Here is a 25,907-nt window from a genome sequence, read left to right as displayed (position 1 = left end):
AGTGAATAAGGATTTTATGATGACAACTGAAACCAACAAATTAACGGCATATCACTTTGATATATGCAATATTTTATATTCTCTTTGTACCAGGATTAGTGATATTAATTTCTGGTGATTGGCTTTGGATGGAAGGATGGATTTTTGCAATTTGGTTTTTGGTGCTATCGTTAACGACAATGATTTATCTGTATCGCCAAGACCCAGGATTATTGCTAGAAAGATTAAATACCAATATAGAAACCAAATACTTCATTTTAGACTGTTGATTTTCATCCATCCTCATGTACAGTTCATTAAAAATAAAAGACTTGGAGTTAAATAATCTCCAAGTCTTAAACCTAAATTTCTTTTTTTAAAGAATCTTTGTTACATAGTCAAAGATTGTGGATTTGTCTCAATTAACTTAGCTAAATCTTGCAAGAATGCAGCAGCATGAGCACCGTAAATAATGCGATGGTCTGAGGTAATATTTACCTGCATTTGTTGACGTACACCAAACATACCATCAGGGGTGGCTACAACTTGCGGGCGGGATGCGCCAATCGCTAAAATCGAACCTTGTCCAGGGGGTAAAATTGCGTCAAATGTATCTACGCCAAACATCCCTAAGTTAGACAGAGTAAATGTACCACTGTTGTATTCGTCTGGTTGCAGTTGTTTGGCTCTAGCACGTTCTACCAAAGATTTCCAACTGCGGGATAGGGAATAAAGATCTACTAAGTCTGCATTCTTTAATACAGGTGTAATCAATCCGCCATCATCCATTGCTACAGCTACGGAAATGTTGATGTCAGAATGATAAACAATTCCTTGATCGGAATAGCTAGCATTGATTAGTGGGTGTTTTTGCAACGTTACTGCTACGGCTTTTGCCAATAGCGCTGTCATTGTTACCCCTTTTGACTTAACTTGCTTATACAGCTTGTCTAGTGCATCGGTGGTAATTGTATAACCCACACGGAAAACAGGTACAGATAAGGTAGCTACCATGTTCCGTACCACTGCATTTTGGAAGGTAGTTAGAGGTACTACCTGACCAGGAACAGCGCTAGCTGCTGCGGGAACAGGTGCAGGTGCAGGTGCAACTGTCTTAGATGGTGGTGCAGCTGGGGCGGTTGTTGGTACAGATGGTGGCGGTGTAACTGGTGCGCTAGCGGCTGGCTTACCTTTATTTGCAGCAGCTTCCACATCTTCAGCCACAATACGACCGTAGGGGCCACTACCTTGAAGCGTCTTTAAATCGATTTTTAACTCTTTTGCCAATTTACGGGCTCGTGGAGAAACTACGAGCCTTCCTTCTTGATGGTTTGAGCCGTTTTGAGACGCTAAGGCTGGTGTTCCAGCAGAAGCAGCGGCGGCGACTGGTTGAGGCGCAGCAGGAGCAGGACTAGCAGCGTCACTAGAACTAGCAGCCGCCTTAGCAGCTTCGATTTCAGCTTCCGTTTCTACAATAAAAGCGATCGCATTTCCTACAGCCGCAGATTCACCAGCTTCCACTAAAATGTGAGCCAGATATCCTTCATAAAAGGATTCCACATCCATATCTGCCTTATCTGACTCGACAACCACCACTGTTTCGCCTTTTTCCACTTTATCGCCTGGAGACTTCACCCAAGAGACAATTTTGCCTTCGGTCATGGTGGAACTCAGCGCCGGCATAAATACTTCGTAAATGCTCATAGGGTGGTTTCAGAATCAATGAATTTTATGGACTTTAACAGCTTTCACCAGATCGAATTGTATCTTGGTGTGAGAATTTTCGGTTCAGGATTTTTGGGGATTGGGGATTGGGGAACTCGGGGCCCTCTCTGGGGATAAGGGGTAATGGGGATTAGGGACTGGGGACTGGGGAAATAACAAACACCAATTACCAATTACCCATTACCCATCCCCAGGAACTTAAAGCCAAGATGAAGGTCTACATATTAATGCAATTCTCAAGGGTTCCTGTATGATGCAATTGCGATCGCCTAAGTTGGTTATATATCTTAATTTTCTGCGGAATCGCTCACTAGAGCAAGGAGGATGTCCACAATCTTCAGGTAGAAGTTCAGCATTTAGGCTTCCATTTACAATCTAAAATTGATAATTTACTGTTTGAAATTTTTGTTTAATTTTATGTCAGTAAAGTGGAAATTGTTCTTGATTTTGATACTCAGTATGTTTGCCACTGCTGGCGCTGGAGTTTATCTCTCCCAAAACCAGCCATTTGCAACCAGTATTGATATAACTCATGGTCAAACTCAGCAGGTAGCAGCAACTCAGATATCTCAGAATATTGCAACTGAATCAGAGCGTATCCACTATAAAACTATACCCCTTGAAAGTATTAACTCTAATCTTCAAGGTAGCGATCCAGCTACATTAGCTCTGAATGCATTTGAAGACACAGCATCAGATGTCGGAACACGTAAAGTAGAGGTAGTTTATCCACAGCGCAATCAGGCTTTAGTCACCATTACGCAAATTTCCCATAGTAATAATTTAGTTGGTGCAGTTAAATACCGATTTGAGATGACTACCTTCGGGCGATCGCTATTAATCACTTCGCCTCCTGTATGGCAAATTGTCTGGGCTGGTTCTCAAGTGCAATGTTTAAGTGGAAATCGTTCCAGAAAGAATTTCAACCAAAATTGTCAACCATCTTATCGAGAAATCAGCAATTAGTAGTTAGTTAGTCGTCAAAATTGCGCCTAGCTTCTTTATTTTGAGAAATAAAAAACTAATTTTGCAAAAATCGCTAAATCGGTGCAATTAGAGCGATATAGTTTTATTTTGGAAAAAACTATGAAATAACATAATATTTTCAGGTATTTGTTAACTTTGCATAGTTTTTTTGTTGTCTACGTTTACCTGAAAAAATTAGCAGCTTGATTCATTACTGAACTACAATCCAAAATTGATTGACTCTACAGCATCTGTGGCATCTAAATTATTAAGTTCAGTATTAATCTCTATTTGAATAGTCAGCTACACATCACGAGAATTGGCTAAACTATTCATTCAAGCTCAAAACTCACATTTCTATGTCTGCTCAACTTCAATTTAAGCGATCGGCTGGTTTGTTAGCCCTAATTGCTGTTTCGTTGAGTATTTCTTCTTGCGCGGCTGATTCTAAAAGCGTCAAAGCTGTTTCTGTTGTGGGTGCTGGGGCCAGTTTTCCTGCACCTTTATATCAGCGCTGGATTGCAGATTACCACCAACGAAATCCCCATGTAGAAATTAACTATCAGTCTTTAGGAAGCAGTGTAGGAATACAACAACTCATCCAAGGTACTGTAGACTTTGCTGCTAGTGATGTAGGAATTACACATGAACAAGCCGCTCAAGTCAAAAGGGAAGTGGTTGCTTTACCGATGACTGCCAGTTCGATAGTGTTAGCTTACAATATTCCGAATCTGCCAACTACGCTGAAGCTATCACGTTCAGCCTACACAGATATCTTTTTAGGAAAAATTACCAATTGGAACGATCCAAAAATAGCAATAGCTAATCCAGGGGTAAATTTGCCGAATCTGCCAATTCAAGTTATCCACCGAACCGATGGTAGTGGTACAACTAGCGTTTTAACACAACATCTCAGCGCTATTAGCCCAGAATGGAACAACAAAGTTGGGGCTGGTAAATCTATACAATGGGCAGTAGGGATTGCAGCTAAAGGTAATGAAGGCGTTACTGCTCAGATACAACAAACCCCAGGAGCTTTTGGTTATGTCGAGTATGTCTATGCCATACAAAATAAATTATCTGTGGCGACTTTAGAAAATAAATCTGGTAATTACATTCAGCCGACACCTGAGTCAGTAGCTAAAACTTTAGAATCGGTAAAATTGCCTAGTGATACATTAATTGCTTTTATCGCCGATCCCACAAATCCTCAGTCTTATCCAATTGTCACTTATACTTGGCTGTTAACTTATAAACATTATGAAGACTCAGCCAAAGCCCAAGCACTGAAAAATTTTGTTGACTGGGCTGTGACTGAAGGGCAAAAGTCTAGTGCAGAACTGGGATATATTCCTCTGTCTCAAAAAGTTGTAGTTCAGGTGAAGTCAGCTGCGAAAAACATATCTCACTAAAAGATATTATTTTGCTGCTTTTGATGACGCACTTCCACTACTGTATGCACATTCCCACGGGGAGTAAAATCTGCTTTTACTGTAGCTTCTAAAGGGTCACAAGCTGCGACAAAATCATCAAGAATTTGATTAGCAGATTCTTCATGGGAAATATAGCGATCGCGGTAACTGTTAATGTAAAGCTTGAGTGCTTTCAATTCCACTACACGCTCATCAGGTACGTAGCTAATATAAATTGTGGCAAAATCTGGATAACCAGAAAACGGACATTTACAGGTAAATTCCGGCAATGTAATACTAATGTCATATTTTCTACCCACACGCGGATTCGGAAATGTAATTAGCTGTCCTTCCGCAATCTCGCGTTCGCCGTATTTAATTTCTGTAGTGTTATTTGTCATTTGTTATAAGGTAATGGGTAATTGGTAATTGGTAATGAAAGTTTATCTCCTTGTCCCCATCTCCCTCATCTTCCTCATCTTCCTCATCTCCCTTATCCCCCTCATCCTCATTACTGTTCCCAGTCTGGACAATTATTATCATCCCAGCCGTGAGGGTGCATAGCACAGACTAATAAGTTACCACCATAAACTTGTCCGTGGTAGTTAGTGCAACCAATACAGGCGGGATTTTTTTCGGGTGTGGGTTCTACTGGATAAGGAAAACCGGGATCTACATCAGCCATGACATCTTCTAGTTCCCAATAAACTTCCATCATGGGTTCAGTGAAGTCATGTAAATACTGGTCAACTTCAGTGGCTATTGTAGTCTGTACTTGTTCTGTAATTTCTTCTGTCAGTTCCAGAAAAGCGTCTACCATTTCACTCATTCCTAGGAAAAAGTGCTCTACTTCAACAGCCACAGTTTCAATGATGTCAATTAAATCTTTTTGCCACTCGTCCATAAAATTTACGTCTTTTCTGGCTATAAATAGAGCATTCAGTACGTCTTTACTGGAAGCAAGAGACTATACCCTAGGCCAAGTATATTTAAAAAATTGCTATGTTTTGCTTTAGTAATAAACTGCTGCTAGTTTTTTTACTCGTCACGTTGCAGCCGTTTTAACTCTTCTTGCAATTCTAAGACTTGAGCGCGCAATCCATCTACATCATTAGTTGCAGAGGTTGCAGTGTTTTTCACCGTTGGCTCTTCATCGTCTTCTAAAATTTCAATACGGCGGGGTTCAGCAGGTGGTTTTTGCTCTGCATCTGTACCAGATGTTGGCGGCTGTTGAGCTTGCTTCATCATATCTTCGACAAAGCGACGGGCTTCATCTGTCGTCATTTCGCCCTTTGCCACCATTTCATCTGCCAGTTTTTGGACTTGCGATCGCAGTTCGGCTAATTTTCCTCCTGCTTTCTCACCTGCGTAAGAAGCTAACCCAACACCGAGGTAAAAAGCTTTTTGAACAATATCTCCAAAACCAGGCATTGCTGCTGAACGCTCCTAAAAATAGGGCGACCCGGAGACTACGCCTACCACAAGCATCCCGTATTGCTGCTACCTTCCGGTCCTGACAAGATTTGGGCGTTGAAGTCGCATAGGTCCAGGTCTATAAATCATCATAACATTAAATTACTGAATTTTAATGTTATTCCATAACAATTCGCCATTCGTGTAGCTGATATTTTACACAGCCGTTTTTTACCAAGGGGTCAAGGGCTACAATAGCTTGAGCTTCCGCCATCGATTCTGCCTCAAACACCATCATTCCGCCTCCCAATTCTGCCCAATAACCAGTCTTGGCTTTGTGTCCCTTGGCAATTAAATCCTGAACGTAAGCTTTATGGGCAGGTATATATTGATCAAAGGTAGGTTTATCAACTGTACCTTCTTCAATCTTCACAAAAGTTGGCATTTACTTGTGACCTTTAGAATTTTCTGTATCGTAATCTAGTAGGGATTGGGGATTGGGGACAAGGGATGAGGGAGATGAGGAAGATGAGGGGGACTGGAAAAAGCAAGGGGGCAGGGGGCAGGGAGCAGGGGGAGACATAATTAATGACAAACACCCAATTACCAATTACCAATTACCAATTACCCATTACCCAATGCCCGATGCCCGATGCCCGATAACCTTTGACTCTTGTAAATGAATCTCTTTTTTATTGCTTTGCTACCACCGCAAGATATTCAAGATTACGCTAACCAAATTAAGCAATATTTTGTTGATAATTATGCCAGCAGACACGCGCAAAAGTCTCCTCCACACATTACTTTGCAACCACCCTTTCAATGGGCTGATAGCGAGATGTCACGCTTAGAAACATCTGTGGGGGAGTTAGCGATGGGAAAACAGCCAGTACCGATTACCCTCAAAGGGTTTGCTGCCTTTGCGCCCCGTGTCATATATATAAATGTATTGAGAACTCCAGAATTGTTGAATTTGCAAGCCGATTTAATGGCTCATGTCGAAGCAACTTTGGGTATTGTGGATGAGGTTGGTAAAACTCGTCCCTTCGCACCCCACATGACAGTTGCATTTCGAGACTTAACAAAGCAGAATTTTAAAGCAGCTTGGCCAGAATTTGAAAATCGTCAATTGCATTTTGAATTTATTGCCGACAAGTTAACGCTATTAATGCATGACGGTAGAAGATGGAATATTAAATCTGAGTTTGCTTTATTAACAGAGTAAATACCAAAGTTAATCAGCTAATACCTGTTTAATATAAAATATTTTCGTGATTGCTTGAGCGTAAATGTTTGCTGGCGATCGCATTTATAATTCAGTTACATAATTTGCTGTAAATGCAATACAAATCCAGGTAGCACATCTTCACCTGATAAACTTTCAGGGTTATCTAATATCTCTACATCTTTTCCTGGACGATAAATTTCCACACGCTTATTTTTCCGATCAATTAACCAACCTAGTCGAGCGCCATTTTCAATATATTCCCGCATTTTATCCTGCAAATCTTTGAGAGAATCGCTAGGGGAACGCAACTCGACTACAAAATCAGGACAGATGGGGGCAAATTTTTCTTGTTGTTCTGGGGTTAAAGCATTCCACCTCTCAATTTTTACCCAAGAAGCATCTGGAGAACGATCTGCACCATTGGGTAATTTAAAGCCACCATTAGAGTCAAAAGCGATTCCTAAATCATTGGTGTCTACCCAATTAAACAGCTGTTGAGTAAGCCTACCATTACGATTGCTAGTTTCTCCACCAGTTGGTGCCATAATTAATACTTCCCCTGATGCTGTGCGCTCAAATCGATAATTGCGGTTTTTCTGACACATCTGGAAGAACTGCTCATCAGTCAAGTCGATTTTTAATTTTAGGGTAGAAGGCAAAGTGATTGTCGCTGTGTCCATAAACTTACCCCAATATATTACTTTCTAGTTTAGTGGAGTGTGGGGAGCGATCGCACAAAGGTAAGCTCAATTATACTAAGCGATCGCACTTTGCAAACCAATACAAAGGCGATCGCTAAATCTCATTCTCACGCTTTAGTATCTACAGAGATATCTGAGATAATTAAATGATCTATATTTTCATGGATTATATTTTCTATCTTTACAAAATCATCTTTAAGAAAACTTTCCCAAAAGTCTTGGACTTTTTTCATTAATTTTTCAACATCAGCATCATCATAATCTTTCTGATTCAAAATATCCTTTTGATAAATAGTTATCCATTTTTCTGCCCAATTACTTTTCTTAAAAATTGTCGAATTATCTCTGGATACTTGATGAATTCTTTCCCTAATATTTTTATTGTCGTAAGGGCAAATGAGTAGTCTTATTACAAGATATGCAGAACCATTTTCAAAATGGAACGCAAGTGGTAGGTTTTTATCACGCCATTCTTGAGAACCAAAGCCTATGTATTTTTTACTGTATCGGTCTAAAAATATTTTTTTAGATGTGATATATTGACTAGCTAATTTAATTATATTATCAGCTATTTCCAACTGTAAATCTGGACGATGTTCAAAAATTAAATCCAGAGCTTGTTTATGTTTACCATATATTTTACGGCAGAGTTCTGCAATTTCCGAATCAGTCATAATATGTCTCTTAATTAATATAGAATAATGATTTATTAATGTATAAACATCTGTGCCAATAGTAGACTTATAATTATTGCAAATATTATCAAGTATCTCAGCCACGTTAGAATATGTATATATTCTTCAATTTTCGTCAGAGACTTTATCAGTTTCTGGTGATAAATAAATTAATACTTTTCGATAATTGCTATATTCAATATCAACAATTTCGCGATATCTCCATAGTTGATTTGAATGTTCACCAGAATCAACCTTATTTTCTATAGCACATACTAATTTGTTACTGGGTGATTGGATTAGAATATCAATATTTTGCCACTCTCGTCTAACCTCAGCATCTTTTAAATCAGCTATATCAATATCAACCGCGCTAATATCTGCATACTTTTCATCTTTAGGGTTCTCTGTCTCTAGCAATACTCGCTTAAGAAATCGCTTCAGAAAAATATCATCCAGTCTGTGATTTTGAGATGGATTTAATAAGAATGCTAGAAAGTTGGAGTGACGTATTTCCTGACGTACTACGCCAATTGCTTCAAAAATATTGAACTGTGCGAGCTTTGATTCCAGTTCCTCTAATTCTTCATTATCAACAATAAATTTTTCTAGTAATGCTCGGTCTTTTGTTGTTATTGTCATTACTAATGAATTTTCTGATGAACAACAGTTGTATTGTTCCCAGAAATGAAGCCAAGATAACTTTGATACCAAAAATCCGGGTTTTACCGGATTATTGACAGAATAGTGCGGTAAAAATGACATAACACTTTTTCCGATTGATAGTCTCCGCTCAGGGGAAAAAGTGTCAGAATCGAGGAAGCGATCGCAATTTTCTATGATCGCACTGTTCCTCAAGGCAAACTCTGGAGGGTAACTTGCCTAAATCGATTCAATCTGTTCAACCACCGCTTAAATTTATTCCCCAACGCTTGAACCGCATTGTCCTCCAGATTGCTCAGTGGTTGTTACCATTTTTTTTACGGTTTCGGACTCGCCCTTGGTTAGTGGCGGGTATTGTTGAGATTGAAGCGAAGAATGCTGAGGTGTTAGCCCAGCTTTATCAACAGTTTCAAGCTGGTAAAGTTCGCTTTTTGTTGGCGTTTCGACATCCAGAGGTGGACGATCCTCTCTGTATGTTATATTTACTGTCTCGGATTGTACCCAAGGTTGCGAAGGAAAAAGGGATAGCGTTGCAATACCCCGTTCACTCCCATTTTCTTTACGATCGCGGTATGACTTTGTGGGCTGGAGACTGGTTGGGTTGGTTTTTTTCGCGCATGGGAGGTTTGCCAATTCATCGGGGTAGGCGATTAGATAGACAAGCTATCCAAACAGCACGGGAGTTGTTTGCTAATAGCAATATACCGATCGCAGTAGCACCGGAAGGCGGAAATAATGGTCATAGCCAGATTGTTAGCCCCTTAGAACCTGGTGTGGCTCAATTAGGGTTTTGGTGCGTAGAAGATTTACTCAAAGCTCAACGTTCTGAGACTGTTTTTATTGTCCCGGTTTCTGTTCAGTATCGCTTCGTTAATCCACCTTGGACAAAACTGCATCGATTGTTGAGAAAATTAGAAATTGATAGTGGTTTATCAGTGCAGTCAGTCGATCAATTGGGTAGTGATCAATTCCCAGAAATTGATTATCAACGCCTCTGTAGGTTAGCAGAATATGTAATTTCTGAGATGGAGGAATTTTATCGCCGTTTCTATCATCAACATTTGCCAGCTACACCCGAACTAGAAATTATTGAGCGACTACATCGCCTGATGGATACTGGTTTAAAAGTAACTGAGCAATATTTTAATATCCAGTCGCAGGGAAATTTTATTGATCGCTGTCGCCGCTTGGAAGAAGTTGGCTGGAGTTATATTTACCGAGAAGATATAGCTGATATTCATGCTTTACCACCCTTCAAACGGGGATTAGCTGATTGGATTGCTGAGGAAGCAGATTTGCGGATGCGACATATGCGTTTGGTGGAAAGTTTTGTTGCTGTTACCGCTAGCTATATTCAAGAACAGCCAACTGCGGAACGGTTCGCGGAAACATTATTAGTCATCTTCGATATGCTATCTCGAATTGGCGATCGCAAAAAAATGCCCGCCCGTCCCCGATTAGGATGGCGAAAAGCCCAAATTACCATCGGTGAACCAATTTCGGTAAGCGATCGCTATTTCAATTCCCAGGGCGATCGCCAAGCATCTAGACAAGCTGTCAGTCAGTTAACCAAGGATTTAAAAACTGAATTAGACCGATTGATTGAGTAATTGGTGATTTGTCGTTTGTCATTTGTCATTTGTCATTTGGTGTTTGGTGTTTGGTAATTTCCCCTCATCCCCCTCATCTCCCAGTCCCCAATCCCTTGCTGTTTTTCTAACCACTAATCAAAGCTAAATTCTCAACTAGTTTGTCTTTTCCAGGTGAAGTAAGAATTTAAATCTCTACTGGTAACTATATAAATTAGGATGATGATACTCAGAACTGCCATAATCAAACTTCCGATGCTGAGAAAAAGGGAAAGTTTGTCACTCAGTAAAATAACCATTGTGACTAGAATTACAGCCAGGAAACTACAAAGACTCATCATCACCCATTTTGCCCATTTATGCCCTTGCAGCACAAAGTACATGACTACAATTGTGAGTAAAATACGTCCAATAGCCCATCTATCTCGTGCAGCGATCACCAGCGTAGTATCTAAAATACAAAGCAAGATAAACATAGCCAGTAATGTGTTTCGAGCTTTTAAGGCAGCTTGACCTATCTGGAGCATGGCTTTTTTCTGGTAATAGGATATAGAGCGAATTAATTAAATATTAATTTAGCGCTACAAATTGATGCAAAGCAGAAAAAAAACTATCGCCGCATTTCTACTATGCTCATCAGCGAATTGCTTTCAAAGCTTGCATGAATTCACTTTAAAAAATTAGCTTTAGCTAATATTGTTGCATATTATGACAACTTGTATACAAACATCTCGTTAATTGATATGAGACCGCTTAACATCTACAAAATTCGCGATGTTGCCCATCAAATTTGAAATTTTAGATTTTGGATTGAACATTCACAACTTCAGATTTAAAAAAGTCTGGTTGCTTGATCACAGTATCAGAGTAAGCAAGATTAAGTGAGTCGATGGAAATAAATAAAACTATGTTACGAAATCTAAATTGGTTTGAAATTTTTACCAATGAAAAATGACCAATGACAGCCTCAGCCAGTTATCTTTAATTTCGCCGACCTACTTATTTGTGAAATAAATCCAAAATCCAAAATTGACTGGTTGAGTTATCACCATTCTTCTGTAAAGGTGTATTCTCCGGAACTGAAAACTGGAATCGGTTGTGGTTCCTCTTTCATAGGAGTTGGTGGTTTAATCTGACAACTTTCGCTAGAGTGGTTCTGTTCTTGATGGTGAAGCGATGAAAAGGGAGATTCAGCGTGATGTGCTGAAGTTTGGACATCGCGTTCAACAATGTTGGATTGTGGTTGAACTAACTCAATATGTGCGACTTGAGTATGGGAAGGTGATAAAGTAACGCGGGTAATCTTACCACCGAGGCGATTAATACCCTGAATCGTTTGCGACAGACAACTATAAGGAATTGTCTTGATGTACTTAGCCTTCCGCATTAATGCTCGATGACAGCCCCCTGTCACTTCAATTGTCACTTGGCGATCGCTATAGTCACTAAAATCGCCAGGATCAATTATTGTGGTCGCCATACAAATCACCTTGAATTTCGATGCTGTTAGCAACTTATCATCAACCTGAATCGATGGACAACCGAAGTATTAAGTAAATGAATTACATACTGTAATTAAATGGGAACAGAGAAATATCCCTAATTAAAATTAGGCTGTAATTAAATACAGGTTCTTGATTTTTCTTAATAAGGTGTGCCGTCTTTATGGGTAAACTGCCACTTACCTTCTACAAGTAAAGCTTGAATATCATCATCGGGATATGTTCCTTCATCCCCTGGTGTGCGATCGCCTATTTCTAAATATAAAACTTCCTCTGAGGTTTCGTTGATCAGGTTGTGGGCGTTTCCAGTTCCCGCCTTGAAACCTGCACACATCCCCGGCGAGAGCGGAGTTCGTCCTTCATCGGTTTGTAGGGTAGGGTTCCCCTTTAGAATATAGATAAACTCGTCTTGCTTAGAGTGAGCATGACGCAGGGCGGAAATTGCGTGAGGAGCTAATCTTGTGAGGTTGACACCAAAGTTCGTCAGACCAAACAAATCGCCCAGTGGATGTTTCTCTCTACCCGCTATGCGAGAAGCAAAAGGCTCTGGATAGTTTGTCGGCTTAGTGCGTGGCGGTGCTTCAGTTGCGTGGATGGCGATGGGATTGATGGGTGATGCCATAGAAACGCTCTCTTAACAGAAGACAAGGGTTAACTATAATTATTATGCGTAAACAAGCAACCTCGAAAGCGATCGCCATGATTGACTGTCTGAATTTTCAAGTTGAGAGGTTTTGGTTAAGAAGCTATCCAAACTGACTACACCCAAAAACCATTCTTCATTGGTAGCCGCATCCATGAAAATCTTGCTTGTAGAAGATGATGATGTATTAATTAAAGTTCTGACCAAAAATTTGACAACCCATCACTACATTGTAGATGTTGTAAAAGATGGGGAAATGGGCTGGACTTACGGCTCTACCTTTGAGTATGACTTGATCATACTGGATATCATGTTGCCAAATTTGGATGGCATCAGCTTATGCAAGCGTTTTCGGGCACAGGGTTATACGGTGCCAATTCTGTTACTGACGGCTCAAGATAACATTACTGCCAAAGTACAAGGATTAGATGCAGGTGCAGATGACTATGTTGTCAAGCCTTTCGATCCCATAGAATTAATTGCCAGAATTCGCGCATTACTGAGGCGTGGTAGTAACAATCCTTTTCCCTTACTAACTTGGGGGGATTTGCTGCTTAATCCTAGTACTTGTGAAGTAACTTACAATGGCTGTCCCCTGAACCTGACAACGATGGAATATGATTTACTAGAACTTTTGCTGCGAAACTGTCAGCATGTGTTCAGTAGTGAAGAACTTTTAGATAAATTATGGTCTTCAGAAGATTTTCCTTCTGAGGCTACAGTACGTTCTCATGTTCGCAGGTTGCGGCATAAGTTGGTAGCTGCGGGTGCGCCCCATGATTTTATTGCTACTATGCATGGACGGGGTTACTATCTAAAAGCACCTAGCACAGAAGAAGTAAATAATTTATCAGTAACCCCAGAAAATAATTCCCATAGTGCTGCTGTCATAGTTAAATCTAGAGAAACTGAGAGCGATCGCCCACAGCATTTAATACCGTCGGATTCGCAACAGCAATACTTGGCATTTCTCAACGAGACTTGGACGAGGACTAAACCACAAAGTCTCGACCAAATGGGAATTTTATTACAAATCGTCAGAGACTTACAAACCAATCAACTTACACCCCAGCAACAAACACAGGCGCAACATGTGGCTCACAAACTCGCAGGAACTCTGGGAATTTTTGGGCTAACCAAGACAATGCATATTGCTCGTCAACTAGAGTATTGGTTAGGCGGTAGGGAGCGACTGCAACCAAAACACGCACCATTGATGAAAACTCTGGTAACGGCTCTCCAGCAAGATATAGATCATACTACACTGATCCAATTGTCCCAGATTCCGGCTGGCCAGTCACCACTATTGCTAATGATCAGTGCAGACAATGAATTCAACCAGTCAATAGTAGCTGTAGCAGCCAGCCGGGGAATTCGCATTCAAATTGCGCCTACACCGGATATAGCGCCAGCAATGCTTACCAATGAGCCTGTCTTGGATGGTTTCGGTGAAGATCCTGATGTTATCCTGATGCGGTTACCCTCAATGCCATCAAGAGCAGAAGTCATCGAACAGCCTAACTCAGAGTTAAGTAACATTTGGAAGACATTGCAGACATTCGCCGAACGTTACCCGAAATTACCAATTGTGGTGATCGGCGATCGCGGCGAGATGAGCGATCGCTTAGAAGCAATGCGGCGGGGTGGAAAATTATTTTTGGTAACGCCGACTCCACCAGAACAAATAGTTGACACTGTCGTGAATTTGCTGCGAGATCCAGAAATTCCCAACAAGGTAATGATCCTTGATGACGATCAAGATTGGTTACGTACTCTCCCCACCTTACTGAAACCTTGGGGATTTAAAGTAACTACCCTTGCCGATCCGCAACAATTTTGGACAGTACTCCAAGCAGTTACTCCCGATGCTCTAGTATTAGATGTCAATATGCCACAAATCAATGGATTTGAACTCTGCCAACTTCTTCGCAGCGATCCGCATTGGCAGCGGTTGCCAGTATTATTTTTGAGTGTACTCACAGATCCTACTACCCAGAATCAAGCTTTTGCAGTTGGCGGTGATGATTATCTATGTAAACCCGTGAAAGGGGTAGAATTAGCCAACAGAATTTTGAGGCGGTTACAAAGAGTTAGAGCTTGGGCAAATTGATTATAGGGCATAGGGCATAGGGCATTGGGTAATTGGTAATTGGTAATTGGTGATAGGAATTTCTCCCCTCATCTACCTCATCTACCTCATCTCCTCTTAGTGTTTGGTAATTTGTCAGCAAAAAAATCATTTCATCTCCCCATTGTTTCGGACTTTTGGAGGGACAATGACAACATCTTTCCCATGCCCTATGCCCTATGCCCTATGCCCAAAAACTCCATCTCCTTGTGCGTGGAGTTTTTCATTTAGTAAATGAACTGATAATTTCGTAAGGCTAAAAAATGTTACTTAAAGTTTACTGAACATTTAATGTAGCAATTTTTGAGAGACAATAATCTTATAAGGAAGCTGAGATTAAAAACTTAACCTCAGCTTTTCCTTACCAATCTCCTTAAATGTTTTTTGTGTTGCACAGACACACACATGGAGGTAAAAATGTTACACGATATTTTAGTACCAGATCCCGGCACTTACCTCATCATCAAAATTTCTGTGTTGATTTTGGCACTGTTAGTATTGATGATTGTATCTGCGGCCCCAGTTCTTTAAGAATTAACTCAAAAATTTAGGTTCTCACTCCGATATCTCACAGATGTGAGTAGTCTTTGCTGCTTTATTGGCAAAATAGTTAATTGCTTAAAGATGACTGTATCTGCTTTGGGGTACAGTTGATGGCAATCGAATCGCAAGTGAAGCGGTAGCGATATTATGGGCGTGAAATCAGCAGAATAAAATACCTGAATCTGGATTTAATTTAGGATTCACCAGAAATCTGACAATTAGCCTAAGAATGGTCTTTCGTACTACCAAAGATGGAGAAGATACGATTGAGAGGATTCTATATCGCAATGCTTAGTGAAATATCGATGGATGGAATCAATATAATGTCCTCGGATGACAACTGCTAATCAACTGTGTAAGTGGGATTTGCATGGACTAGATTTAACTAGCGTGTTCCCAGTCGCTGAGTAACTCATGCTGTTGTGGTTTTGTCTGACGTTTCTTGAGGGGGACTCTGGGAGAACCGATATCAACCTTGGGGAAAGACTGTTGTTTCTTGTTAGGAGACTGGTTACCTTGGGTTTTGGAATTAGTCGGTGTGTTTGTCATGGCTTTATGAACCTGTAATGAAAACTTCAGCACTACTTTATATCATCAATTTTAAAACTGCAAATTTCGGAAGAAATATTTTATTTTTTTCAGTATTCCTACGGGAATAACAATCTCTTCATTTGTTTAATGCTTATTCACTATTTTTTCACATTATCAGCACAAATATAAGATACTGTTAACAACTGCTTAAGAATTAGTTCACAGTAAAATTCCTGAGACGCAGCGTTGAAAAGTAACATTACATAGAGATACAAGCGTTGCGTGAGAATATGCGCGATCGCACTTAAGGCAATACTACTCGTTTAAGCGTTTTGAACTCAAAATTGGTTTTGGGGAAAAGGTGTACCCCTGCGGGGAAGCAAGCTACGCGTAGCGTCTCCGCAGGAGAAAGGTTAAGGGTTAAAGGTTTTTTCTCTACCTTTTCCCATTCCCCTTTTTTCCCTTAACCGACAAGTATTGACACTTATGGCTGTTTATTCACCTGAGAATTAACAATTGAAAAACCTCTTCTTGTAGATTTGCTTTTGGCTACCTGCACTTGAAAGCTGATTTTGTCGCTTTTCTCTCCACTTTTCGCTTCCAATGTCCATTTACCAGGACGCAGATGCCAAAATACAGAATTAGCTGAATCTATAGCTAGCTTTTCACCATTTAACCGCCACTCTATAGGCTCAACTACCTTTCCTATTAGCTTAAACTCTAGTTTCTGGCTTGTTTGTTCCCCTGGATACAGCAAAAATAAATCGCCATTGTGAGGAGATAGAATTCTCAAATTGCTAGTATTAAAAGTTGCTTGTTGCTGTCTAGCTAACCATTCATCATATTCTGGCGATAAATTGCCTGGTTGTTGATTTTCGTAAGCAATTTTGTCTTCTGGATAAAAGTATTCCTGCACCACAGAAGCGCAATCTGGTGTAGGTTTTAACCCAGAAATTGCACAGATGGGTAATTGCACTAAACCTTGAGGTGGAAGAAAATTTTCAGGTTCTTGATGTTCGTGCAAATGTAACATAATCCGATTCCACAAAGGCGCTGCACCAGTCACCCCTGATACTTGGCGCATTGGTTCGCCAGTGAAATTTCCTACCCAAGTAGCGACGGTATAATCTGTAGTGAAGCCTACAGTCCAAGTATCGCGGAAATTTGAAGAAGTCCCAGTTTTAACTGCTGCTGGGAAAGGAAGATTTAATACAGAATCTACACCAAAAGCTGTGGCACGGGCGTGGTTATCGCGCAGCATATCGGTGATTAATTGCCAATTTGTCGGGTTGGTATTTGGTGTTTGGTGTTTGGTGTTTGGTGTTTGGGGAATTGTTGTGATTAGTGATGCGGCTTCACCTTGTTGGGCTATGGTGAGGTAAGCCTGGGCTAATTCCCAAAGGCTGACTTCGCCACTACCAAGAGTTAAACCTAAACCATAATATTCGGGGGTTTGATTGAGGTGTTCAAAGCCTAATTGACGCAGATGTTCGAGGAAAGCTGGTACACCTACCTTTTCTAATACCCTGACAGCAGGGATGTTGAGGGAGTTTGCCAAAGCTACCCGCACCCGCACTGGGCCGAGAAACTTTTGAGTATAATCTGTAGGGCTATAAAGTTTGGCACCGGGAATGGCGTAATGTGCGGGGACATCTGCCAAAATTGTATTCGGGCGAATTATACCTTTTGCTAACGCCAATTCATAAACAAACGGCTTGAGGGTAGAACCTGGTTGACGTAGGGCTTGTACTCCATCATTGCGTCCGAGTTTGGCTTCATTAAAGTAATCGGGGGAACCGACATAAGCCAAGACTTCCCCTGTGTGGTTGTCAATTACCAAAGCTGCTGCATCGTGGACGTTATTTGTAGCCAGGGAAGAAAGTACTTGCTTTACCTGTGCTTCGACAAATTGCTGTAAAGGTCTATCTATTGTAGTGTGAATCTGACCTTCCCCTTGTGGGGTGCTTTGCTGATTCGCTAACCAAAATAAAAAGTGGGGTGCAGCAATAATTCCTCGTTGGCGAGATTGAAATACTACCTTTTCTGTATAGGCGCGTTCGGCTAGCGAGGAAGTAATATAACCATCCTGTACCATACGGTTGAGGACGTATTTTTGTCGCTGTTTCAGCCGTTGCCAATGGGCTAACGGGTCAAAATATGTGGGATTATTGGGAATGGCAGCTAAGAGAGTAGCTTGAGCAAGATTTAAATCACTGGCTGGGAGAGAAAAATAAGTCCGGGATGCGGCTTCCACACCATAGATATTTCCTCCCATTGGTAAGCGATTAATATATGCAGAGAGGATTTCATCTTTATTCATCCCCGCTACTAATCGCCAAGATAGCCAAATTTCTTGTAGCTTTCCTGAGAGATTGCGTGGAACAGGATCTAACATCCGCGCTAACTGCATGGTAACTGTGGAAGCACCAGAAACAATTTTTTTGGCGTGAATTGCTTCTTTAATAGCGCGGGCTACTGCTTTTAAATCTAATGCCCCATGATGATAGAAGCTGCTATCTTCAGCCGCTAAAATTGCCTGAATAAATTGGGGAGAAACTTGATTTAAGGGGACGACGGCTGTATGCTCTTGGTCACGGGTGAGTAAAGTTCCTAAGGGTAGCCCATTGCGATCGCTAAATTGCAACGCTAGCTGATTTTGCAAAATATCTTTAGCCCGAACTGGCGCAAAATAGGGCATAAGGCGCACTGACAAGCATATTAGCAGCAAAGCTAAGATTACCTTACCCTTTTTGCTGCGATTCAATACCCGCCAAAATTTTTGCGTAATTTGGATTAGCCTGCGTGAAGTTACTTTCATTAGCGAATGCGCTACCCTGTCAAACTTACTTTAATTTTGACGTAGCGATCGCACTGTAATCAGGAAATATTACTAACAATTTACAACTGATTTGTCATTTGTCATTTGTCATTTGTCATTGGTATGTATTCACAAATTTTTATCTATAAAAAATCAATACTTCTTAATATAATTTTCTCCTCTTCTTCCTCTCTGTGTCCTCAGCGCCTCTGCGGTTCATCACCTCTTCTCTTCTTGTCCTGCGTGGCTTCTGGGCGAGATGCTTTGCGAACGCGGTTTATTTAAAAAAATCTCACAACTCCCGCCAGATTGCCATCATTAAGAATTGTAGTAATTGATAGGAACAATCATATTCTATTGGTTATCTATATAATAATCTCACGCAGAGTCGCAGAGGCGCAGAGAGAAAAGAGATATCTATTTTAAATTTATGATAATTAAAGTTTTAATTAAATTTCTACTTAGCTTAACACTGATGCTAGGCATAGCTGGGTGTGGCTTGTTCGGCATTAATTCAGGTAGAGAACAACTACCAACAGTTGCGCCTCTCGCACCGCCAAAATTACCAGATTGGATTGAACAAATTAGTCCCATTGGCGATGCAAAACCTCTTAATCAAATTCGCATCCGATTTAAAGAAGCTTTAATTCCAGTAGAAAGCTTAGATAGTCCAGAACAGCAGAATTTGCTGCAAAAATTTGAACTAACACCACCTTTACCCGGCAGATTTCGCTTTTTGACACCGCGCATGGTGGGGTTTCAAGCAGATAAAGCCTTACCGCAAGCTACAAGATTTCAAGTTACTCTCAAATCTGGTTTAGCAGATTTAAAAAAACATCGTTTAGATCAAGATTTAGCTTGGACTTTTAATACTGAACCGATTAAGCTGACTAATTTACCAGGGGTTAACCCAATGGAGAAGGCTGACGATCAACCAATTGATTTACAGCCGAAATTACAATTTACATCGAATGTGGAACTAGATGTAAATTCTGTACAGAAACATTTACAGTTAATCCCTGAAGGTAAAACCGATGGTGTTGGTTTTAAAGTCATATTAGATAAAGAAGATCAGCCACAAGAAAGCGAAGATCCGTTAGAAAAATTTGACCCTTCACAACGTAACTGGGTTTATCAACTGATTCCGCAATTAAATCTCGCACAAGCAACTCATTATCGGCTAAGTTTTGCACCTGGTATTCTTCCTGCTTATGGTAATTTAGCAAGTGAAAAAGAATTTGCGAGTAAATTAGTCACCTATTCACCTTTAGCATTTCAAGGAATTAATTTTTACGGACAACCAGACGCAGGGGGAACCTACGGGAGATTTGTTAAAGGTAGTCCCCAGTTAGAATTTAATAACATCTTAGTTCCAGATTCCGCGATAGAAAATATTAAAATTGAACCGAAGCCAAAAGAGATTTCGCGAATTATTCAAGTTAATGATGAAGATAGGATTGTCAATATTAATCCTTATGCCTTAGCACCAGCTACGAGTTATACAATTACTGTTGGTGCAAATCTCAAAGATAAATTTGGACAGACTTTAGGTAAACCCGTCAGCCTGAAATATGACACTGGTGATTTAGCTGGTGATATTTGGGTTCCTTCAGATTTAAATATTTTTCCTGCTGGTAAAGATTTACAGCTAAATATTAATACTATAAATTTGCCAGAGGCGAACTATAAAGCTGCTTACAAAGTAGTGCAGCCAACAGACTTGGTTTACGATAATTATGCCAGTAATTTATTACCTAAACCAGTTGAATGGCAAAGTTTCTCGTTAGCTAGGAAGAATAATCAAGAAGTTGATATTACTGTTCCGTTAAGAGAAAGGTTATCTGCTTCTACCGGGATGTTAGCTTATGGTGTGCAAGCACGGACTAATAAATATCAGGAAAATGGTAAAGAACTGTGGCGAGAACCCACAACTTACGGCTTAGTACAATTAACAAATTTAGGTGTATTTTCTCAGTGGTTTCCTGATTCCGGTTTAATTCGCGTTCATCATCTCAGCGATGGTTCGCCTGTGAAAGCTGCGGCTGTAGAAATTTATCAATCACAATTAAATACAAAATCTCGTGCGCCAGTTTCGCCTTGTGTAACTGGAAAGACTGATGATAGTGGTAATTTAACTATTAAACGCGAAGATTTGAAGCAGTGTTTAGGAAGTAATCCAACCTTTACTAAAGCACCAGAACTATTAATAATTGCCAGAGAAAATCAAGATTGGGCATTTACCCGCACTGAAGAATATAGCGGTGTTTATGGTTATGGTATTGATGCAGGTTGGCAAGATGGTAAACCAGAATCCAGAGGTGTGATATTTTCAGATAGACAGTTATATCAACCAGGTGAAAAAGCTTGGTTAACTGGTTTCGCTGATTACTTACAAAATGGCACAATTCAACAAGATAAAAATGCGGCTTACCAAGTAACTTTAGTTGATCCTGATGGACAAAATACTAATTTAGGTACAAAAACTACTAATGAATTTGGGACATTCTCTTTAGAGTTGCCAATTAGTAAAACGCAACGCTTAGGATATTATACAGTCCAAGCCAAGGGTAAAAGTGGGCAAGAAATTTCGGGAGAATTTCGAGTTGCGGAATTTAAACCGCCTAATTTTAAAGTTGAACTGAATTTAGATCAGGAATTTGCCTTAATTGGCGATAAAGTTGAGGCGAAGGCTGCAAGTAATTATCTATTTGGTGCGCCTGTACAAGGAGGCGAAGCCAAATATTTCGTAACTCGTCAACAAGCTAACTTTGTACCCAAAGGTTGGGAAGAATTTAGCTTTGGGAGACAATGGTTTTGGCCGGAAGAAAGTCCAACTTTGACTAGCGATGTTTTGCAAACTACTTCTGTATTAGATGCTAACGGTAAAAGTGCACAAAGTTTAACAGTCGCAAAAGATTTACCCTACCCCATGACTTATCAGGTAGATGTGCAAGTCGCCGATGTTTCTAATTTATCAGTGGCGAATTCCCAAACTTTTACAGCTTTACCTAGTAATCGCTTGATTGGCTTAAAAAGTAATTTTGTAGCTGATGCTGGTAAGCCATTTGCTATTGAAACTATTGTTACTGACCCTACAGGAAAACCTCTTACAGGTCAACGGCTACGTTTAGAATTACAACAGATGAAATATAGTAGCGTTACCAAATTAGTAGAAGGTAGCCGCACACCAAAAAATCAAGTTGAGTATAAAACAGTAGCAAAAGCAGAAGTCTCATCTGCAAGTAATCCTCAATCGGTAACTTTAACACCCAAAGAATCCGGTTCCTACAGAATTAGGGCAAATTTTAGCGATACCAAAGATGAAATCAGCGCTACAGATTTACAAATTTGGGTAACTGGAGACAATCAAGTTTATTGGGGTTCGCCAGAAGAAGATAAATTAGAAGTTAAGCTAGATAAAAAAGAATTTAAGCCTGGTGAAACTGCAACTGCATTAATTCAATCTCCCTACCCAGAAGCCGAATTGTATTTTGCAGTCATTAAAGATAAACCTCTCTATCAACAAATTATCAAAGTTAAGGGAGGCGCACCCCAAATTCAGTTTCAAGTTACGCCAGAAATGTTACCAAATGCAGCAGTACAAGCTGTATTAGTCAGACAAGGTAAACCACTCAATCAAGTGGAACCGGGAAGCTTAGATAAATTAGTGAAAATTGGCTTTGCACCTTTTAAAGTCAACTTGCAGGATAAATATTTAAAGGTGGAAGTTAACCCACTGCAAGCATCACTCGCACCTGGTGCTGAGGAAACTGTACAACTAGAACTCAAGGATAATCAAGGTAATCCCACCCAAGGACAAGTTACAGTCATGGTGGTGAATGAAGCAGTACTGCAACTATCTGGCTATCGTCCACCAGATTTAGTAAATACAGTATACGCCGAACAAGCGATCGCAACTCGTTTTAGTGATAATCGTCCCGATGTCGTCATTCAACCCCAAGATATCCCCAAACCCAAAGGCTGGGGTTATGGCGGTGGCTTTTCCGCAGGTGCAGCTAATACACGTGTGCGTACAGATTTTCAAGCCTTAGCTTATTACAATGGTGCTGTCCTCACAGACGCTACAGGGAAAGCACAGATAACCTTTAAACTTCCCGATGACTTAACCACATGGCGAGTCATGGCTGTAGCTACCGATGGTAATCTGCGTTTTGGTAATGGCGATCGCACTTTTATCACGACAAAACCATTGCTAACTAATGCCATCTTGCCACAATTTGCCCGTCCAGGCGATCGCATCCTCGCTGGTTTATCAGTTACCAACAACACAGGAAATAGCGGAAACCTCTCAATTAACGGCGAACTTAGCGGTACGGTGAAGTTTGCAGAGAATAACCCCACGACAACAAATTTACAAACCCCAGCGGAAACCAATACCCAAGCTTATCGCTTCCCCATGCTGGCGGAGAATGTCGGAGAAGGGAAAGTCCGCTTTACCACGCAGTTAAATAATGCAGCTGATGCATTTGAAGTACCTTTAGAAATTAAGCCGCTAGAAATTACTGAACAAGTTGTAGAAACAGGAATTACCGAAAAGCAAACCAAGATACCTTTAAATGTTGATAAAAATACCATCCCCAATGCGGGAGGTTTAGATATTCAACTGGCGAGTACCTTAGTCCCAGAAATTACAGCACCAGCTAAACAAGTTTTAGGCGATGATGAATTACCCTTCGCCGAACCAGCAGCCAGTCAGTTAATAATTGCGGCAAATTTGCAAAATATTTCCCAAAAATATGGACAGACATTTGCTGAATTTAACAGCAATCAACAAGCCAATCAAGCAACGGAACAACTGCAAAAACTGCAAGTAGCTGATGGTGGTTTTGCTTCCTATCCCGGACAAGAAAAATCTGATCCTTGGGTATCTTCCTATGCGGCGGAATCTTTAGCAAAAGCTAATCAAGCTTTCCCCGGTGTGATTAATTCCGCCATGCTTTCACGCCTCAAAGGTTACTTAGAAAAAGTCCTGGCTAACCCCGGACAGTATGACTTTTGCAAACAGCAAATTTGTAAAACTCAACTACAACTCAACGCCTTGATAGCGTTAGCAGAACTAGGCGATAAACGCAATAGCTTCTTAGCAGATATTTACCAACAACGTAATAACTTTGATGTCGTCAATCAAATCAAATTAGCACGGTACTTATCGCAATTCCCGGAATGGCAAGACGAATCGCAAACCATGCTGAACCAGTTACAAAAGAATATCTATGAAACTGGTCGTACAGCCGTTATTAGTTTACCTAATAGCTGGGGATGGATGAGTTCGCAAACAACAGCACAAGCCCAAGCTTTACGGTTATTTATTGCTAATAAAGCGAAACCGGAAGTTGTTGATAAATTATTCCAAAGTTTGCTAGCACAACGTAGAGATGGCACATGGCGAACTAGTTATAACAACGCCCAAGCACTCACCGCCTTAGTAGAATATAGTCAACTTCAACCCACACCACCTAATTTTGTTTCTTCTGTACAATTAGCTGGTAAAAAGTTAGGAGAACATCGCTTTGAAGGCTACAGCAACCCTAGCTTACAGTTAAATGTACCAATGGATAAATTACCTCGCGGTCGCCATGATTTAGTCTTACAAAAATCAGGTAGAGGTAAATTACATTATCTGGTTGCTTATAATTATCGTTTGCAAGGTAACCAACCAGGTAAGTTTAACGGTTTAAGAGTTTCCAGAGAAATTCAGAAAGTTGGTGAAGCAGAAAGTCTTCTGCAAAAATTCGGACTTTACGCCTTTGATAAACCCTTAACTTTACAACCAGGGCAAGTATTTGATATTGGTGTAGAACTGATTACCGATCATCCTGTAGATCATGTAGTCATTACAGATCCTCTACCAGCTGGATTAGAAGCAGTAGACGCAAGTTTCCAAACTACAACCGCCGCATTGCAAGCCAAAGCCGATAGTTGGCAATTAGGGTTCAAGAATATCTACCGCGATCGCATTATCGCCTACGCCGACCACCTCGAACCAGGAGTTTACAGCTTGCATTATTTAGTACGTTCCGTTACTCCCGGTAAATTCCTTTGGCCTGGTGCGGAAGCGCATTTACAATATGCACCTGAAGAATTTGGACGTGCGGCTGAGTCTACACTAATAGTAGAGGAGCAAAAGTCATAAAGAACTTTCACTCTAGGAAAGCTGTATGCATGAAGTCGATATTCTGGAAGCTACTAAATCCTTACCTGAATTAACTCAATCTGTGATTGAAGGTGAAGAGGTAATAATCACAAGTGAAAATCAGCCTTTAGTTAAACTTGTACGAATTGCTGAAACAAAGCCTCGTCCAAAGTTTGGTAGTGCTAAAGGTTTAATTGTGATGTCTGAAGACTTTGACGTACAATCAAGCTAATCACACTAAAATTCACTCTGTTTAGCTTGGACAAATCCCAAGACTTAGTATTAACTAAATTAGGAGAAGGGCTACCCGCCATAACTCCATCTTTTGGAGCTACTTTAGCAGAAGCTTGTGCGGTTTGTTTAGAAGAACAAGGTCATTTGCAGGGTGTAGAACTCGCGGTGAACGGAGAATTCAATACTACTTTTAGACTATATTGGCAACCTGTCACAGAGCAAATGCTGCGTTGCTGGAATGATGAAGAGTTTACAACAGAACAAGCAGCCTATGGTATTGCTTTTATGCTCATCAGACAATTAACTGAGTTTACAGTGATTGAGCGATCGCGCAAAGGTACTGGATTTGACTATTGGTTGGGTAGCGAAAATACAGCAGGTGAACTTCCATTTCAAAATAAAGTCAGGCTGGAAGTTTCAGGTATACGTAAAGCAGAAGATAGCAGGATTCGAGCTAGAATCAAACAAAAAATCGAGCAAACTAATCCTTCAGATGGTAAATTTCCCGCTTACATTATTGTTGTTGAATTCAGCAGACCTCAATCGTTTATTTTAGAAAAATGAGTCAGATTCAAGAGTTACATCAACAGGCGATGGATTTGGCCGAAGCAGCCTTTACTGTTAAGCTCAGAGGTGACTTAGCGCAAGCTATTCAACTTTCTCGACAAGCGTTAGATAAGGAATCTCAAGCTGCTGCACTCATAGCCAATCAACTTGATGCTGAACCAACACGTTCAGTATTACATCGTAGCGCTGCAACCCTTGCTATTGACTGCGGTGAATTTCGCGCAGCAGAACGTTTGATTGCAATCGCATTATCTGGAAATCCACCTCAAGAAATCGCTGAAGAACTGAAGGATTTATTTATTCAAATAAATCTGCGTCCATATTTAGAACGTCATGGGTTGACTTTTGATGAACAAAAGTTGAGTACTTTAACTTTAGATAAAAAATCTAGTTAACATTCAAGTGTATGAATGTAAATATTAATATTCAAGAAGCAG

Annotated in this window: 24 protein-coding genes and 1 other RNA gene; 10 read left to right on the top strand and 15 right to left on the bottom strand. The window is 40.4% G+C overall.

The features are described from left to right. Positions 1-369: 369 nt before the first annotated feature. Positions 370-1,683 carry a dihydrolipoamide acetyltransferase family protein gene (locus HG267_RS08495; protein WP_045872913.1) on the bottom strand — a complete coding sequence of 438 codons (1,314 nt, stop codon included), beginning with the start codon at positions 1,681-1,683 and terminating at the stop codon, positions 370-372. A gap of 438 nt (positions 1,684-2,121) precedes the next feature. Here HG267_RS08495 and HG267_RS08490 point away from each other — a divergent pair, with 438 nt between their 5' ends. After that, positions 2,122-2,670, top strand: coding sequence for a hypothetical protein (locus HG267_RS08490; protein ID WP_045872912.1), 549 nt, complete (start codon positions 2,122-2,124; stop codon positions 2,668-2,670). Positions 2,671-3,029: 359 nt separating this feature from the next. Then, positions 3,030-4,082, top strand: a complete 1,053-nt coding sequence (gene pstS / locus HG267_RS08485; protein WP_045872911.1) for a phosphate ABC transporter substrate-binding protein PstS — start codon at positions 3,030-3,032, stop codon at positions 4,080-4,082. Here pstS and queF read toward each other — a convergent pair. The 5 genes from queF to HG267_RS08460 form a co-directional block, all read right to left on the bottom strand. After that, a complete protein-coding gene (gene queF, locus HG267_RS08480) occupies positions 4,079-4,483 on the bottom strand; it encodes a preQ(1) synthase (RefSeq protein ID WP_045872910.1) in 405 nt (134 codons plus the stop codon). The genes pstS and queF overlap by 4 nt on opposite strands. A 110-nt stretch (positions 4,484-4,593) precedes the next feature. Next, on the bottom strand, positions 4,594-4,986 hold the full coding sequence (locus HG267_RS08475) for a hypothetical protein (RefSeq protein ID WP_045872909.1): 393 nt from the start codon (positions 4,984-4,986) through the stop codon (positions 4,594-4,596). 134 nt (positions 4,987-5,120) lie between these two features. Beyond that, entirely contained in the window at positions 5,121-5,513 is a 393-nt protein-coding gene (locus HG267_RS08470) for a phasin family protein (protein WP_045872908.1), read from the bottom strand. 25 nt (positions 5,514-5,538) lie between these two features. Next, positions 5,539-5,635: signal recognition particle sRNA small type (ffs, locus tag HG267_RS08465), an RNA gene on the bottom strand. Positions 5,636-5,673: 38 nt separating this feature from the next. Then, on the bottom strand, positions 5,674-5,940 hold the full coding sequence (locus tag HG267_RS08460) for a YciI family protein (RefSeq protein WP_045872907.1): 267 nt from the start codon (positions 5,938-5,940) through the stop codon (positions 5,674-5,676). Positions 5,941-5,992: 52 nt separating this feature from the next. On the opposite strand from HG267_RS08460, the gene HG267_RS08455 reads away from it, so the two are divergent. Together HG267_RS08455 and HG267_RS08450 are read left to right on the top strand one after the other, a co-directional pair. Then, a complete protein-coding gene (locus HG267_RS08455) occupies positions 5,993-6,178 on the top strand; it encodes a hypothetical protein (protein WP_045872906.1) in 186 nt (61 codons plus the stop codon). After that, positions 6,175-6,720, top strand: coding sequence for a 2'-5' RNA ligase family protein (locus HG267_RS08450; RefSeq protein ID WP_045872905.1), 546 nt, complete (start codon positions 6,175-6,177; stop codon positions 6,718-6,720). Before HG267_RS08455 ends, HG267_RS08450 begins: the two co-directional genes overlap by 4 nt. Positions 6,721-6,815: 95 nt before the next feature. On the opposite strand, the gene HG267_RS08445 is transcribed toward HG267_RS08450, so the two are convergent. The 3 genes from HG267_RS08445 to HG267_RS08435 form a co-directional block, all read right to left on the bottom strand. Beyond that, entirely contained in the window at positions 6,816-7,403 is a 588-nt protein-coding gene (locus HG267_RS08445) for a Uma2 family endonuclease (protein WP_045872904.1), read from the bottom strand. 128 nt (positions 7,404-7,531) lie between these two features. Beyond that, positions 7,532-8,098: a hypothetical protein gene (locus HG267_RS08440; RefSeq protein WP_096622090.1), complete on the bottom strand. Its 567-nt coding sequence runs from the start codon at positions 8,096-8,098 to the stop codon at positions 7,532-7,534. A 126-nt stretch (positions 8,099-8,224) separates the two neighbouring features. Further along, a complete protein-coding gene (locus HG267_RS08435; RefSeq protein ID WP_045872902.1) occupies positions 8,225-8,863 on the bottom strand; it encodes a PD-(D/E)XK nuclease family protein in 639 nt (212 codons plus the stop codon). Positions 8,864-8,976: 113 nt separating this feature from the next. Here HG267_RS08435 and HG267_RS08430 point away from each other — a divergent pair, with 113 nt between their 5' ends. Then, complete coding sequence (locus HG267_RS08430) at positions 8,977-10,371, top strand: 1-acyl-sn-glycerol-3-phosphate acyltransferase (RefSeq protein ID WP_045872901.1); 1,395 nt, start codon at positions 8,977-8,979, stop codon at positions 10,369-10,371. Between the two features lie 131 nt (positions 10,372-10,502). Here the strand turns inward: HG267_RS08430 and HG267_RS08425 are convergent, their stop codons facing one another. From HG267_RS08425 to HG267_RS08410, 4 genes are all read right to left on the bottom strand, one after another. Further along, positions 10,503-10,877: a hypothetical protein gene (locus tag HG267_RS08425; protein WP_045872900.1), complete on the bottom strand. Its 375-nt coding sequence runs from the start codon at positions 10,875-10,877 to the stop codon at positions 10,503-10,505. A 518-nt stretch (positions 10,878-11,395) separates the two neighbouring features. After that, the gene (locus tag HG267_RS08420; protein WP_052335331.1) at positions 11,396-11,830 is read right to left on the bottom strand and encodes a phycobilisome linker polypeptide; all 435 of its coding nucleotides are present in this window, start codon (positions 11,828-11,830) and stop codon (positions 11,396-11,398) included. Positions 11,831-11,994: 164 nt separating this feature from the next. Next, the gene (locus HG267_RS08415; protein ID WP_045872899.1) at positions 11,995-12,474 is read right to left on the bottom strand and encodes a cupin domain-containing protein; all 480 of its coding nucleotides are present in this window, start codon (positions 12,472-12,474) and stop codon (positions 11,995-11,997) included. 42 nt (positions 12,475-12,516) lie between these two features. Continuing rightward, entirely contained in the window at positions 12,517-12,651 is a 135-nt protein-coding gene (locus HG267_RS08410) for a hypothetical protein (RefSeq protein ID WP_255325303.1), read from the bottom strand. Between HG267_RS08410 and HG267_RS08405 the strand changes: the two genes are divergently transcribed. Next, positions 12,650-14,605: a response regulator gene (locus tag HG267_RS08405; RefSeq protein WP_045872898.1), complete on the top strand. Its 1,956-nt coding sequence runs from the start codon at positions 12,650-12,652 to the stop codon at positions 14,603-14,605. The two genes, HG267_RS08410 and HG267_RS08405, sit on opposite strands and share 2 nt — an antisense overlap. Before the next feature lie 942 nt (positions 14,606-15,547). Here HG267_RS08405 and HG267_RS08400 read toward each other — a convergent pair. Together HG267_RS08400 and pbpC are read right to left on the bottom strand one after the other, a co-directional pair. After that, on the bottom strand, positions 15,548-15,715 hold the full coding sequence (locus HG267_RS08400; RefSeq protein ID WP_168161020.1) for a hypothetical protein: 168 nt from the start codon (positions 15,713-15,715) through the stop codon (positions 15,548-15,550). A 466-nt stretch (positions 15,716-16,181) separates the two neighbouring features. Next, on the bottom strand, positions 16,182-18,515 hold the full coding sequence (pbpC, locus tag HG267_RS08395) for a penicillin-binding protein 1C (RefSeq protein WP_045872897.1): 2,334 nt from the start codon (positions 18,513-18,515) through the stop codon (positions 16,182-16,184). 430 nt (positions 18,516-18,945) lie between these two features. Here pbpC and HG267_RS08390 point away from each other — a divergent pair, with 430 nt between their 5' ends. Genes HG267_RS08390 through HG267_RS08375 form a run of 4 tightly spaced genes read left to right on the top strand, consistent with a single transcriptional unit; the run spans position 18,946 to position 25,865 of the window. Further along, complete coding sequence (locus HG267_RS08390; protein ID WP_045872896.1) at positions 18,946-24,669, top strand: alpha-2-macroglobulin family protein; 5,724 nt, start codon at positions 18,946-18,948, stop codon at positions 24,667-24,669. 25 nt (positions 24,670-24,694) lie between these two features. Next, positions 24,695-24,901 (top strand): type II toxin-antitoxin system Phd/YefM family antitoxin, encoded by a 207-nt coding sequence (locus HG267_RS08385; protein WP_045872895.1) that lies wholly within the window; start codon positions 24,695-24,697, stop codon positions 24,899-24,901. Between the two features lie 26 nt (positions 24,902-24,927). After that, positions 24,928-25,467, top strand: a complete 540-nt coding sequence (locus tag HG267_RS08380; RefSeq protein WP_045872894.1) for a hypothetical protein — start codon at positions 24,928-24,930, stop codon at positions 25,465-25,467. Next, positions 25,464-25,865 (top strand): hypothetical protein, encoded by a 402-nt coding sequence (locus HG267_RS08375; protein WP_045872893.1) that lies wholly within the window; start codon positions 25,464-25,466, stop codon positions 25,863-25,865. The genes HG267_RS08380 and HG267_RS08375 overlap by 4 nt, the downstream gene beginning before the upstream one ends. Positions 25,866-25,907: the final 42 nt, after the last annotated feature.

It is taken from the genome of Tolypothrix sp. PCC 7601, assembly GCF_025677855.1.
GTDB classification, from domain to species: domain Bacteria; phylum Cyanobacteriota; class Cyanobacteriia; order Cyanobacteriales; family Nostocaceae; genus Aulosira; species Aulosira diplosiphon.
Note: the sequence above shows the minus strand (reverse complement) of the source record. Positions and strands in the feature narration are given on the sequence as shown.